General features: G+C 56.4%; 13 protein-coding genes. 7 read left to right on the top strand and 6 right to left on the bottom strand.

Annotated elements, in window-relative coordinates; all coding sequences use genetic code 11:
- Positions 1 to 36 precede the first annotated feature (36 nt).
- Both GXP72_RS22345 and GXP72_RS22350 read left to right on the top strand, forming a co-directional pair.
- Positions 37 to 696: an AzlC family ABC transporter permease gene (locus GXP72_RS22345; RefSeq protein ID WP_023333870.1), complete on the top strand. Its 660-nt coding sequence runs from the start codon at positions 37 to 39 to the stop codon at positions 694 to 696.
- On the top strand, positions 696 to 1019 hold the full coding sequence (locus GXP72_RS22350; protein ID WP_024909205.1) for an AzlD domain-containing protein: 324 nt from the start codon (positions 696 to 698) through the stop codon (positions 1017 to 1019). The genes GXP72_RS22345 and GXP72_RS22350 overlap by 1 nt, the downstream gene beginning before the upstream one ends.
- 39 nt (positions 1020 to 1058) lie before the next feature.
- Here the strand turns inward: GXP72_RS22350 and GXP72_RS22355 are convergent, their stop codons facing one another.
- A complete protein-coding gene (locus GXP72_RS22355) occupies positions 1059 to 1271 on the bottom strand; it encodes a DUF1471 domain-containing protein (protein ID WP_023309747.1) in 213 nt (70 codons plus the stop codon).
- A 114-nt stretch (positions 1272 to 1385) separates the two neighbouring features.
- A complete protein-coding gene (gene fdhD / locus GXP72_RS22360; protein WP_208763359.1) occupies positions 1386 to 2222 on the bottom strand; it encodes a formate dehydrogenase accessory sulfurtransferase FdhD in 837 nt (278 codons plus the stop codon).
- 372 nt (positions 2223 to 2594) lie between these two features.
- Between fdhD and fdnG the strand changes: the two genes are divergently transcribed.
- The 5 genes from fdnG (at position 2595) to GXP72_RS22385 (ending at position 9252) form a co-directional block, all read left to right on the top strand.
- Positions 2595 to 5645, top strand: a complete 3051-nt coding sequence (gene fdnG, locus GXP72_RS22365; protein ID WP_090420837.1) for a formate dehydrogenase-N subunit alpha — start codon at positions 2595 to 2597, stop codon at positions 5643 to 5645.
- Between the two features lie 12 nt (positions 5646 to 5657).
- Complete coding sequence (gene fdxH / locus GXP72_RS22370) at positions 5658 to 6560, top strand: formate dehydrogenase subunit beta (RefSeq protein ID WP_008501831.1); 903 nt, start codon at positions 5658 to 5660, stop codon at positions 6558 to 6560.
- Positions 6557 to 7192 (top strand): formate dehydrogenase cytochrome b556 subunit, encoded by a 636-nt coding sequence (gene fdoI, locus GXP72_RS22375; protein WP_008501832.1) that lies wholly within the window; start codon positions 6557 to 6559, stop codon positions 7190 to 7192. Before fdxH ends, fdoI begins: the two co-directional genes overlap by 4 nt.
- Positions 7189 to 8118 (top strand): formate dehydrogenase accessory protein FdhE, encoded by a 930-nt coding sequence (gene fdhE / locus GXP72_RS22380; RefSeq protein ID WP_008501833.1) that lies wholly within the window; start codon positions 7189 to 7191, stop codon positions 8116 to 8118. Before fdoI ends, fdhE begins: the two co-directional genes overlap by 4 nt.
- Positions 8119 to 8337: 219 nt before the next feature.
- On the top strand, positions 8338 to 9252 hold the full coding sequence (locus GXP72_RS22385) for an alpha/beta hydrolase (protein ID WP_090420834.1): 915 nt from the start codon (positions 8338 to 8340) through the stop codon (positions 9250 to 9252).
- Between the two features lie 14 nt (positions 9253 to 9266).
- Here the strand turns inward: GXP72_RS22385 and fabY are convergent, their stop codons facing one another.
- Genes fabY through yihX form a run of 4 tightly spaced genes read right to left on the bottom strand, consistent with a single transcriptional unit; the run spans position 9267 to position 12161 of the window.
- A complete protein-coding gene (gene fabY, locus GXP72_RS22390) occupies positions 9267 to 10208 on the bottom strand; it encodes a fatty acid biosynthesis protein FabY (RefSeq protein WP_023309755.1) in 942 nt (313 codons plus the stop codon).
- A gap of 44 nt (positions 10209 to 10252) precedes the next feature.
- The gene (gene dtd, locus GXP72_RS22395; protein WP_008501836.1) at positions 10253 to 10690 is read right to left on the bottom strand and encodes a D-aminoacyl-tRNA deacylase; all 438 of its coding nucleotides are present in this window, start codon (positions 10688 to 10690) and stop codon (positions 10253 to 10255) included.
- Positions 10687 to 11568: a virulence factor BrkB family protein gene (locus tag GXP72_RS22400; protein WP_208763360.1), complete on the bottom strand. Its 882-nt coding sequence runs from the start codon at positions 11566 to 11568 to the stop codon at positions 10687 to 10689. Before GXP72_RS22400 ends, dtd begins: the two co-directional genes overlap by 4 nt.
- Positions 11562 to 12161, bottom strand: a complete 600-nt coding sequence (yihX, locus tag GXP72_RS22405) for a glucose-1-phosphatase (RefSeq protein WP_090420827.1) — start codon at positions 12159 to 12161, stop codon at positions 11562 to 11564. The genes GXP72_RS22400 and yihX overlap by 7 nt, the downstream gene beginning before the upstream one ends.
- Positions 12162 to 12236 lie beyond the last annotated feature (75 nt).

Below are 12236 nucleotides of genomic sequence, written 5' to 3' on the forward strand. Positions count from 1 at the left end.
TTATAATGGATACACGTTCGATATGGCTAAAATTGTATGAAGCATCATCTCTCTTGCCTAAAAGGCGACACCATAAAAGCAATTATCCTGGTCTGCCTCGCGGTGGGCGTGGTCGGGATGTCCTACGGCTCCCTGGCGATGGCCTACGGTTTCCCGGTCTGGGTACCGTTTGTACTCTCCATCACCGTACTCGCGGGCGCGTCAGAGTTTATGTTTATCGGCATTGTGGCAAGCGGCGGTAACCCGCTGGCAGCCGCAGCCGCGGGGTTGCTGGTCAACGCGCGGCACGTGCCGTTTGGCGTGACGGTGCGTGAACTGGTAGGCAAGCGCGGTCTGAGCCTGTTGGGCTGCCACATTATGAACGACGAAAGCGTGGTGTTTGGCCTGTCGCAAAAAACCGCCGAGCAGCGGAAGGCCGCCTACTGGCTGTGCGGCTTAGGCGTCGCCATCGTCTGGCCGCTCGGCGCGCTGCTGGGTGCAATGGTTGGCAAACTGTTACCTGACCCGGAGACCATCGGCCTGGACGCGGTATTTCCGGCCATATTGCTGGCGCTGGTGGTTCCCGCATTTAAAAACCGTACCACGCTAATCCGCGCCTGCAGCGGGGCCGCGCTTTCACTGGCTGCCGTACCGTTTGCCCCGGTAGGATTACCGGTGCTGCTCTCTTTACTGGGTCTTGCTGCGAGGAAAAAATAATGGGAAATATGACGTTTTTTATTCTCGGCATCGCCATTTTGTCTGCGGGAACGTACCTGATGCGTCTTGGCGGGGCGAAACTGGGCAGCAGGCTGGCACTGTCAGAACGCTCTCAGGCGCTGCTTTCGGACGCGGCAACAGTGCTGCTTTTTTCCGTGGCGCTGGCGACGACGTTTTATGAAGGCGAACATTTCGCAGGCATGGCGCGCGTGCTGGGCGTGGCGTTTGCGGTGTTTTTGGCCTGGCGGAAAATGCCGTTAATTGTGGTGATCGTGGCGGCGGCAGTGGTAACCGCGCTGCTGCGCGTGGCGGGCATAAACTAAAAAAGCGCCCCGGGGGCGCTCTTTCGACGGTGTGACAGCTTATTTCGTCAGTTCAGCGGTCATGTGTACGCGGTTACCTGAGAACGCCTGGGTAATTTTGTAAGATGACGCGCCGGCTTCCTGAGCCTGAGCCGCGATTTTCGCTTCTGCGCCGTCAATGGTTGACGCGGTTGCGGTCACGGTCTGAGCAGCGAAAGAACCGAAAGAAGTAGCCAGAGCGATTACAGCGACAAAAGTTTTGATGCTTTTCATAATATAAACCCTTTCATTAAGTTGTTTAGGTAAGGCACCGTGCCTTGATGAGATAAATACTAGACCTCATCATGAACAACTAAAAGCGGAAGGATTTGCTATTATTATTCAAAATTATTGATTAAGTTTTAATCGCTGTGGATGGGTATAAATGGTTGCCCTTCCCGGCTTGCAGAAGCCCACCAGCGTCAGGTTACAGCGCTCCGCTACCTCCACCGCCAGCGTGGTCGCCGCCGACACCGCGAACAAAATTTCCACACCGCACATGGCGGACTTTTGCACCATCTCGTAGCTGGCCCGGCTGGAAACGAGCGCCGCGCCCTGCTGCCAGACGTCACTTTCACGCGCCCGGCGCCCCAGCAGCTTATCCAGCGCCACATGGCGGCCAACGTCCTCATGCCCACCGGCAATCTCTCCCGACGGCAACACCCATGCCGCCGCGTGCGTACAGCCGCTCAGCTGGCCGATGGGCTGAACATCGTTCAGGTGCTCAAGCGCATGGTCGAGGTGAGCCAGATTAAAGGTCTGAGTAAACGGCAATGGCGCAACGGGTTTACCAATATCATTGAGTTGCTCAACGCCACAGACGCCGCAGCCGGTACGCCCGGCCAGCGCGCGGCGGCGCTCTTTCAGCCCCATAAAGCGGCGGCTGGAGAGTTCTATTTGCACTTCGAGACCGTTGCAGGCCTGCACCACGTCCATGCCGTAGATGTCTTGCGGATGCTCGATGATGCCTTCCGAGAGGGAAAAACCGATGGCGAACAGCTCAAGATCTTTTGGCGAAGCCATCATCACGACATGCGAGATACCGTTGTAAACGAGCGCAACGGGCACTTCTTCCGCCAGAAAATCCGGCGTGGCATGGGTGATGTGGGGCGGTCTGTGTACCGACAGTTCCACAATGCCCGCAGGCAGTGGTGACGAGTGGGGAGCACGGTTTTGTTTAGACACAGCGGTATTCCTGAACAACCACGGAGGTGAGCCTGCTATTGCAGCATAATCCACAGGCGTTACGCATAGTATGGATCAACTTTTCGACAACCATTCTCCTACTCATTTAGCAGGGGTGCAACCTGCCACCGGCTACACCGCTTTAACATGCAGAGCTGTTAATGTGATCAATATCACACTTTATAATCAACATGGTGATAATACGTTCACTTTGTATTAACGCCATTAGAACAGCGGTACCGACAATGTGGTATTCTGATGATATCCCTCGTGGAATTGAGGGATTAACGCAAATTTTTCTCCTTTGCGGTCATTCTTCAACCGCGAAGTCAAAACTACATATGTAAGCAATGTCGAAACAAGGAGTGACCCATGCAGGTCAGCAGAAGGCAGTTCTTTAAGATCTGCGCTGGCGGTATGGCAGGCACCACGGCAGCGGCACTGGGCTTTGCGCCCGGCGTAGCGCTGGCGGAAACGCGGCAGTATAAACTGCTGCGCACCCGTGAAACCCGTAATACCTGTACGTACTGCTCTGTCGGTTGCGGGCTGTTAATGTATAGCCTCGGCGACGGTGCTAAAAACGCCAAAGCGTCTATTTTCCATATCGAAGGCGACCCGGATCATCCGGTCAACCGCGGCGCATTGTGCCCGAAAGGGGCCGGTCTGGTGGACTTTATCCACTCCGAAAGCCGCCTCAAATTCCCTGAATATCGCGCGCCTGGCTCCGACAAATGGCAGCAAATCAGCTGGGAAGAGGCGTTTGATCGCATCGCAAAACACATTAAAGAAGACCGCGATGCCAACTTTGTTGAGAAGAACGCCGACGGCGTTACGGTCAACCGCTGGCTCTCCACCGGGATGCTGTGTGCCTCTGCTTCCAGCAACGAAACCGGTTATTTAACCCAGAAATTTACGCGCGCACTCGGTATGCTCGCGGTCGACAACCAGGCGCGTGTCTGACACGGACCAACGGTAGCAAGTCTTGCTCCAACATTTGGTCGCGGTGCGATGACCAACCACTGGGTCGACATCAAGAACGCCAACCTCATTGTGGTGATGGGCGGTAACGCCGCTGAAGCGCACCCTGTCGGGTTCCGCTGGGCGATGGAAGCCAAAATCCACAACGGTGCGAAACTGATTGTGATCGATCCCCGCTTTACGCGTACTGCGTCAGTGGCGGATTTCTACACCCCTATTCGTTCAGGTACTGACATCACTTTCCTGTCAGGCGTATTGCTGTACCTGATGACCAACGAAAAATACAACCGCGAATACACCGAAGCCTATACCAACGCTAGCCTGATCGTGCGTGAGGATTACCACTTCGAAGATGGCCTGTTCAGCGGTTACGACGCCGAAAAACGCAAGTACGATAAAACCAGCTGGAACTACGAGCTGGATGAGAAAGGCTTTGCGAAGCGCGACACCACCCTGCAACACCCGCGCTGCGTGTGGAACCTGCTGAAAGAGCACGTCTCCCGCTACACGCCGGAGGTTGTCGAAAACATCTGTGGTACGCCGAAGGCGGACTTCCTGAAGGTGTGCGAGCTGATCGCCGAAACCAGCGCGAAAGATAAAACCGCGTCGTTCCTGTACGCCCTCGGCTGGACGCAACACTCCATCGGCGCGCAGAACATCCGCACCATGGCGATGGTTCAGCTGCTGCTCGGCAACATGGGGATGGCAGGCGGCGGCGTGAACGCCCTGCGCGGTCACTCCAACATTCAGGGTCTGACCGACCTCGGCCTGCTGTCTCAAAGCCTGCCGGGTTACATGAACCTGCCAAGCGAGAAACAGACCGATCTGCAAACCTACCTGACGGCCAGTACGCCGAAACCGCTGCTCGAAGGCCAGGTAAACTACTGGGGCAACTATCCGAAGTTCTTCGTCTCCATGATGAAAGCCTTCTTTGGCGATAAAGCGACGGCGGAAAACAGCTGGGGCTTTGACTGGCTGCCGAAGTGGGACAAAGGCTACGACGTTCTGCAGTATTTCGAGATGATGCACCAGGGCAAAGTGAACGGCTATCTGTGCCAGGGCTTTAACCCGGTGGCCTCGTTCCCGAACAAGAACAAGGTTGTTGAGTCTCTGTCGAAGCTGAAGTTCCTGGTGACGATTGACCCGCTCAATACCGAAACCTCAACCTTCTGGCAGAACCACGGTGAATCGAACGACGTCGATCCGTCGAAGATTCAGACCGAAGTGTTCCGTCTGCCGTCTACCTGCTTCGCGGAAGAGAACGGGTCTATCGTTAACTCCGGACGCTGGCTGCAGTGGCACTGGAAAGGCGCGGACGCCCCGGGCATCGCCATGAACGACGGCGAGATCCTGGCCGGTATCTTCTTGCGCCTGCGTAAGATGTATGCGGAAGAAGGCGGCGCGAACCCGGAACCGGTCCTGAACATGACCTGGAACTACTCGACGCCGGAAAACCCTGCGCCAGAAGAAGTGGCGATGGAGAGCAACGGTAAGGCGCTGGCGGACGTTATCGACCCGGCCACCGGCACCGTACTAGCGAAGAAAGGCGATCAGCTTAGTACCTTCGCCCACCTGCGCGATGACGGTACCACGTCAAGCGGCTGCTGGATCTTTGCCGGTAGCTGGACGCCGAAGGGCAACCAGATGGCCAACCGCGATAACGCCGATCCGTCGGGCCTCGGCAATACGCTGGGCTGGGCATGGGCATGGCCGCTTAACCGCCGCATCCTCTATAACCGCGCATCCGCTGACCCGCAGGGCAACCCGTGGGATCCGAAGCGTCAGCTTCTGAAGTGGGACGGTGCGAAATGGGGCGGCGTGGATATTCCGGACTACAGCACTGCCGCACCGGGCAGCGACGTTGGGCCGTTTATCATGCAGCCTGAAGGGATGGGACGCCTGTTTGCTATCGATAAGATGGCGGAAGGTCCGTTCCCGGAACACTACGAGCCGTTTGAGACGCCGCTGGGCACCAACCCGCTGCACCCGAACGTGGTCTCTAACCCGGCAGCCCGTATCTTTAAGGGCGATTTCGAAGCGCTGGGTAAAAAAGACAAGTTCCCGTACGTGGGTACCACCTACCGTCTGACCGAGCACTTCCACTACTGGACCAAGCACGCGCTGCTTAACGCCATCGCGCAGCCGGAACAGTTTGTGGAGATCGGCGAGAAGCTGGCGAACAAGCTCGGGATTGCCCATGGCGATACCGTGAAGGTCTCCTCTAACCGCGGCTACATTAAAGCCAAGGCGGTGGTGACCAAGCGTATTCGCACGCTGAACGTTCACGGTCAGCAGGTGGATACCATCGGTATTCCGATTCACTGGGGTTATGAGGGCGTGGCGAAGAAAGGGTTCATTGCGAACACCCTGACGCCGTTCGTCGGTGATGCGAACACGCAGACGCCGGAGTTTAAGGCCTTCCTCGTGAACGTGGAAAAGGTGTAACGGAGACGACTTATGGCTTATCAATCTCAAGACATTATCCGTCGTTCCGCGACTAACGGTTTCACGCCCGCGCCTCAGGCGCGGGACCACCAGCAGGAAGTGGCGAAGCTTATCGACGTGACGACCTGTATCGGCTGTAAAGCTTGTCAGGTGGCCTGCTCTGAGTGGAACGACCTGCGTGACGAAGTGGGTCACAACGTCGGGGTGTACGACAACCCGGCAGACCTGACCGCCAAGTCCTGGACGGTGATGCGTTTCTCGGAAGTGGAGCAGAACGACAAACTGGAATGGCTTATCCGCAAAGACGGCTGTATGCACTGTGCGGATCCGGGCTGCCTGAAGGCATGTCCGTCAGAAGGGGCTATCATTCAGTATGCCAACGGCATCGTCGACTTCCAGTCCGAACAGTGCATCGGCTGCGGCTACTGCATCGCGGGCTGTCCGTTCGACGTACCGCGCCTGAACCCGGAAGACAACCGCGTCTACAAATGCACCCTGTGCGTGGACCGCGTTACCGTCGGCCAGGAGCCTGCATGCGTGAAGACCTGCCCAACCGGCGCGATCCACTTTGGCTCCAAAGAGGATATGAAAACGCTGGCGGCAGAACGCGTGGGCGAGCTGAAGACCCGTGGTTACGACAACGCGGGCCTGTACGATCCGGCCGGGGTTGGCGGTACGCACGTGATGTACGTGCTGCACCACGCCGACAAGCCGAACCTGTATCACGGCCTGCCGGAGAACCCGGAAATCAGCGCCACCGTGAAGTTCTGGAAAGGCATCTGGAAACCGCTGGCAGCGGTGGGCTTTGCTGCCACCTTCGCAGCGAGCATCTTCCACTACGTCGGCGTTGGTCCGAACCGCGCGGAAGAGGAAGACGACAACCTGCATGAAGAGAAAGACGAGGTGCGCAAATGAGAAAACGTGACACCATCGTGCGCTACACCGCGCCGGAACGCATCAACCACTGGGTCACCGCCTTCTGCTTCATGCTGGCGGCGATAAGCGGGCTGGGGTTCTTCTTCCCGTCCTTCAACTGGCTGATGCAGATCATGGGGACACCACAGCTGGCGCGCATCCTGCACCCGTTTGTGGGCGTCATTATGTTCGCGTCGTTCATCATCATGTTTTTCCGCTACTGGCACCATAACCTAATCAATCGGGATGATATCTTTTGGGCGAAGAATATTCGTAAGATCGTCGTCAACGAGGAAGTGGGTGATACCGGGCGTTATAACTTCGGCCAGAAATGCGTATTCTGGGCGGCGATTATCTTCCTGGTCCTGTTGCTGGTGAGCGGCGTGATCATCTGGCGTCCGTACTTTGCGCCTGCTTTCTCAATCCCGGTGATCCGATTCGCGCTGATGCTGCATTCATTTGCCGCAGTGGCGTTAATTGTGGTTATCATGGTGCATATCTACGCCGCCCTTTGGGTGAAAGGCACCATTACCGCGATGGTGGAAGGATGGGTAACCAGTACGTGGGCGAAGAAGCATCACCCGCGCTGGTACCGTGAAGTCCGCCAGAAACAGGAAAAGTCATCTGAATGAGTATTCGCATAATCCCGCAAGATGAGCTGGGGTCGAGCGAGAAACGCACGGCGGATTATATTCCGCCGTTGTTATTCCCCAGACTCAAGAACCTCTACAACCGCCGCGCAGAGCGTCTGCGCGAGCTGGCAGAGAACAACCCGCTGGGCGATTTTCTGCGCTTCGCCGCGCTGGTCGCCCACGCGCAGGAAGTGGTGCTGTACGACCATCCCCTGCAAATGGACCTGACCGCGCGCATCAAAGAAGCCAACGCGCAGGGCAAGCCACCGCTGGACATTCACGTCCTGCCGCGCGATAAGCACTGGCAGAAGCTGCTGCATTCGCTCATTGCCGAGCTGAAGCCGGAGATGAGCGGTACCGCGCTGGCGGTCATTGAGAATCTGGAAAAAGCGTCCGAACAAGAGCTGGAAGAGATGGCGAGCGCGCTGTTTGCCTCTGACTTCTCGCTGGTCAGTAGCGATAAAGCGCCGTTTATCTGGGCTGCGCTGTCGCTTTACTGGGCGCAAATGGCGAGCCTGATCCCGGGTAAAGCGCGCGCCGAATACGGCGAGGCGCGCCAGTTCTGCCCGGTCTGCGGCTCTATGCCGGTCTCCAGCATGGTGCAAATCGGCACCACGCAGGGGCTGCGCTACCTGCACTGCAACCTGTGTGAAACCGAGTGGCACGTGGTGCGCATCAAGTGCAGCAACTGCGAGCAGACCCGCGATCTGAACTACTGGTCGCTGGAAAATGAAGACGCGGCGGTGAAAGCCGAAAGCTGCGGCGACTGCGGCACTTACCTGAAGATTCTGTATCAGGAAAAAGACCCGAAAGTCGAAGCGGTGGCCGACGATCTTGCCTCGCTGATTCTGGACGCGAAGATGGAGCAGGAGGGCTTTGCCCGCAGCTCAATCAACCCGTTCCTGTTTCCGGGTGAAGGGGAGTAATTCCCTGTGACAGTGCCGGGCAGCGCGTGCTTGCCCGGCCTGTAATTCGACAGCAAGACCCGCCGCCTTTCATGCCAGATACCCTCCATTCTCGTTGAGAGACGCGTTATCGCCTTTGCGAGGCGCTTTCCAGCTTGTTGCCCTCAACAATATTCTTGTTTTCTTTTGAATCAAACCAGGCTATAAAACTGTTCATCCATACAGTAAAAGGGAATTTTCATGGCGCTGGAACAGGGTATTGCACAGCTGGTTCAGGGATTTATCGCTGCAGGGCGACCCTCGTCACGTCGCCAGAGCATTGAGGTGCGACGAGCAGGCTATATTGCCAGCACGGGGCTTGCCGGGGAGACAGAAACGCGCGTTCAGGTGGAGACGCTTGTTCTTGAGGGTCTTACCATTCGGGTATTTTCACCTCTCAATGCACCTGAAATATTGCCTGCTGCCATCTACTACCACGGCGGATGCTTTATCAGCGGCGGCTTTGATACCCATGACAACCAACTCCGTCAGTTAGCCTGCTACGGCAATTGTCGGGTGATTGCGATTCAGTACAGGCTGGCGCCGGAGCATACTTTCCCCGCCGCACATGACGATGCGGAAAGAGGTGCTGAGCTGGTATGGCAATATGCGGACAAATTAGGCGTCGACAGGAACCGGCTCACCCTTTGTGGAGACAGCGCGGGGGGACATCTTGCGCTGGTAACGTCATTGCGGCTCAACGCGAAAGGGCGATGGAAACCCGCACAGCTTATTCTTATCTACCCCATGCTCGACGCCACCGCCAGTTTTGAAAGCTATGCCCTCAATGGCACGGATTACGTTATCACCCGGGATACTCTGCTCAGCGGGTATGAAATGTATCTCGCAGAAACTGACCGTCAGCATCCCGAAGCGAGCCCGATGTGGCGCGATGATTTTTACGGGCTTCCGCCAGTGCACATCATTACCGCAGAGTACGATCCGCTGTGCGATGAGGGAGAAATGTTGTATCAGCATCTGACTGAGCAGGGTGTGAAGTGTACCGCTCAGCGCTGGCTGGGCGTCATCCATGGCTTCTTTCAGCTTGGCGGCATCAGCCAGTCAGCGCGAGATGTTATGCGGGATATCGCCGGGCGAATTCAGCACGCCCGGTAAGAGTGAACAGGAGATTACTCCTCCTCGTTCCCACCCTCTTCATACGCGCCGAAGGGCTTCGCCGGAAGAACGATATAGGTGCCTTCAAACACCGCGCCCGGTGTTTTATCGCCAAACAGTTCAACCTGCATTTGGACGCGAGCCTTGCGGCCACGTGCCAGACGGTCCAGATCGCCGCCCAGTGACCCCAGATCGGCCACCGCGCTCGGCTTGCCGCTGATCGGTGCACTATAGCGGATGTGAGCATCGGCCAGAATGATGGTGCCGCCCAGATGGCGCTCGCGCAGCATCAGCCAGATCAGCCCCCAGCCGGTGAGCGTGGCCAGTGAGAACAGGCTGCCGGCAAACAGCGTGTGGTGCGGGTTCTGATTGCCGGTTTCCGGCATGGTGGTAATAAATTTTTGTCCGGTGTACTGCTGAATACGCACGCCCATTTTTTCACTGAGCGGAATGTGCTGATACCAGGCCTGCTGGAGCTGTCCGCACCAGTCGGCGCGATGCAGAATATCGTCCAGCGTGGCGATGGGTTTGATCATCAAAAAATGACGAATCGGCGTGGTTTGCGGGGTCGTGATCTCCCCCTGATTCACAAAACCAAGTTTGGCAAAGAATTCTACGGCATCTTCGCGGGCGCTACAGGTGACGCGCTTAACGCCTTCCTGACGGGCGACGGACTCCAGGGTCATCGCCATTAGCGTCCCCAGACCTTTGTCCTGCACGGAGGGATGAACCGCCATAAAGCGAATAGACGCTTCGTTATCGGCGTTGATATACAAACGCCCGACGGCGACGAGGTTACCCTCTTCGTCCATCACCATCTGATGGTGGGCCATCGCGTCCCAGGCGTCGCGTTCAGAGCCTTTTGGCTGATGCAGTGGCTTGCGCAGCATTTCCCAGCGGAACTGGTAATAAGCGTCTAACTCTTCTTCCGTTTGCGGTACTCGAAGGTGATACATAGCTGTACTCTCTCTTGTTACCCGCGGCCATGCCGTAAGTATGCTCATACCTGGAGCCAGAATGTGACGGGGCCATCGTTCACCAGCGACACCTGCATATCTGCAGCGAATCGTCCGGTTTGCGTATTCATTTCCTGCTGGCGACAACGCTCAACAAAGTACTCGTAAAGTGCTTCTGCACGATCCGGCGCGGCGCCTTTAGAGAAACTCGGACGCATGCCGCGCTCGGTATCCGCTGCCAGCGTAAACTGGGAAACCACCAGCACGCTGCCGCCCGCCTGCTGAACGTTCAGGTTCATCTTGCCTTCCGCATCGCTGAAAATACGATAGCCCAGCACGCGCTCACATAAGCGGTTGGCTTTTTGTTCGTCGTCATCCTTTTCGACACCTAACAACACCAAAAGTCCTGGGCCAATTTCACCCGTCACCTCTCCCTCCACGGTGACGCTGGCACGGGTTACGCGCTGTATCAATGCAATCATGGTTGGTCTGCTTCTTGTTGTTTTTCAGCTGCTGCTGCTTTTTTAAGTTCGCGGTATACACCGAGAGTGACAGTTATTTCAGCACCAAGCAAGACGATACACCAGGTCCAGTAGACCCAGACAAACAAAATGGGGATCACCGCCAGCACGCCGTAAATCAGCTGATAGGACGGAAACATGGTGATGTAGAGGGCAAACCCTTTCTTACCGAGCTCAAAGAGCAACGCCGCCACCAGCGCCCCCACGACAGCATCACGGTTAGGCACGCGCGTGGTCGGTACGACGCTATAGAGCAGCCAGAACGAGAGCCACGACAGGATCAACGGAAAGATGCGAAGCACATTATCAATAGCGCCGTTTAAATCACTCGCCCAGCGCAAGGAAAGGAGATACGAACTGATCGCCAGGCTCGCCCCAGCCAGCAGCGGCCCCAGCGTGAGGATCATCCAGTACACGGCAAAGGAATAGACCTTTGGCCGTGCTTTTTTACTCCGCCAGATCGTGTTCAGCGCGTTATCGATGGCGTACATCAACAGCAGCGCGGTGACGATAAGCCCGCATGCCCCCACTGCCGTCATCTTGCTGGAATTGGCGACAAACTGCTCAATGTAGTTCTGGATGACATCCCCGGTTGCAGGAATGAAATTCGCGAAGACAAAATGACGAAGCTGCAGGCTGACGTCCGCAAACATCGGAAAGGCGGAAAACAGGGCAAAGATAACCGCCACCAGCGGTACTAATGAGAGCAACGACACGTAGGCGAGGTTACCCGCCAGCGTGGTCATATTGTCCTCATCAATACGGTGCCAGAGCAGTTTCAGCCAGGCCCGCAGCGGGCGAGTATGGTGCGTGGCTTTTTGATGAACGGTTTTTAGCATAGCTGCTTCGCGAAGTAGTTTGGTATCGTCTCTTTTCCGGTCACCAGAATTGATGTGATACCCAACTGATTAGCTCCCTCTATATTATCGGCGTTGTCATCGAAAAAGACCGCATCGGCCGCGGTGAATCCCTCTGACTGCAGAACAGCCTGGTAAATTCGCGCTTCAGGCTTACGCATACCCATCTCCTGCGAAAGATAGATCTTATCTGCCGCCGCCTTAACTTCAGGGTATTCCTCAGGCCAGAACGTCGTGTGCAGACGGTTGGTATTTGATAGCACAACGACCCGATGCCCCTGTTCGCGCAGTTTGTGCATGATGTCGATCACCTCAGGCCGAATGGCGACAAATACCGCCTGCCAGCCGTGGGAAAACTGCTCGTAGCTTAACGGTAGATCCATCTCCTGACAGAAACGTTCCGCGAATTCCTCATCACCGATCTCGCCGCGTTCATGCTGATGGAAGGTCTCGCCCATCGCGAAATTTTGCTTTAACGTTGCCAGCGGCACGCGGCTAAAGTCGCTCCATGCACCCAACACGCGATTAAAATCGATATCGACGATGACGTTTCCTAAATCAAAGATATAAAGCATGTTTATCTCCTGCTCGCCGTGGAGAGGTAACTGTAGCGGGAAAGATAAAGTTTGGCTATGCACGAGATTCAGCTG

The organism is Enterobacter sp. SES19 (genome assembly GCF_011765665.1).
Lineage (GTDB): Bacteria > Pseudomonadota > Gammaproteobacteria > Enterobacterales > Enterobacteriaceae > Enterobacter > Enterobacter pseudoroggenkampii.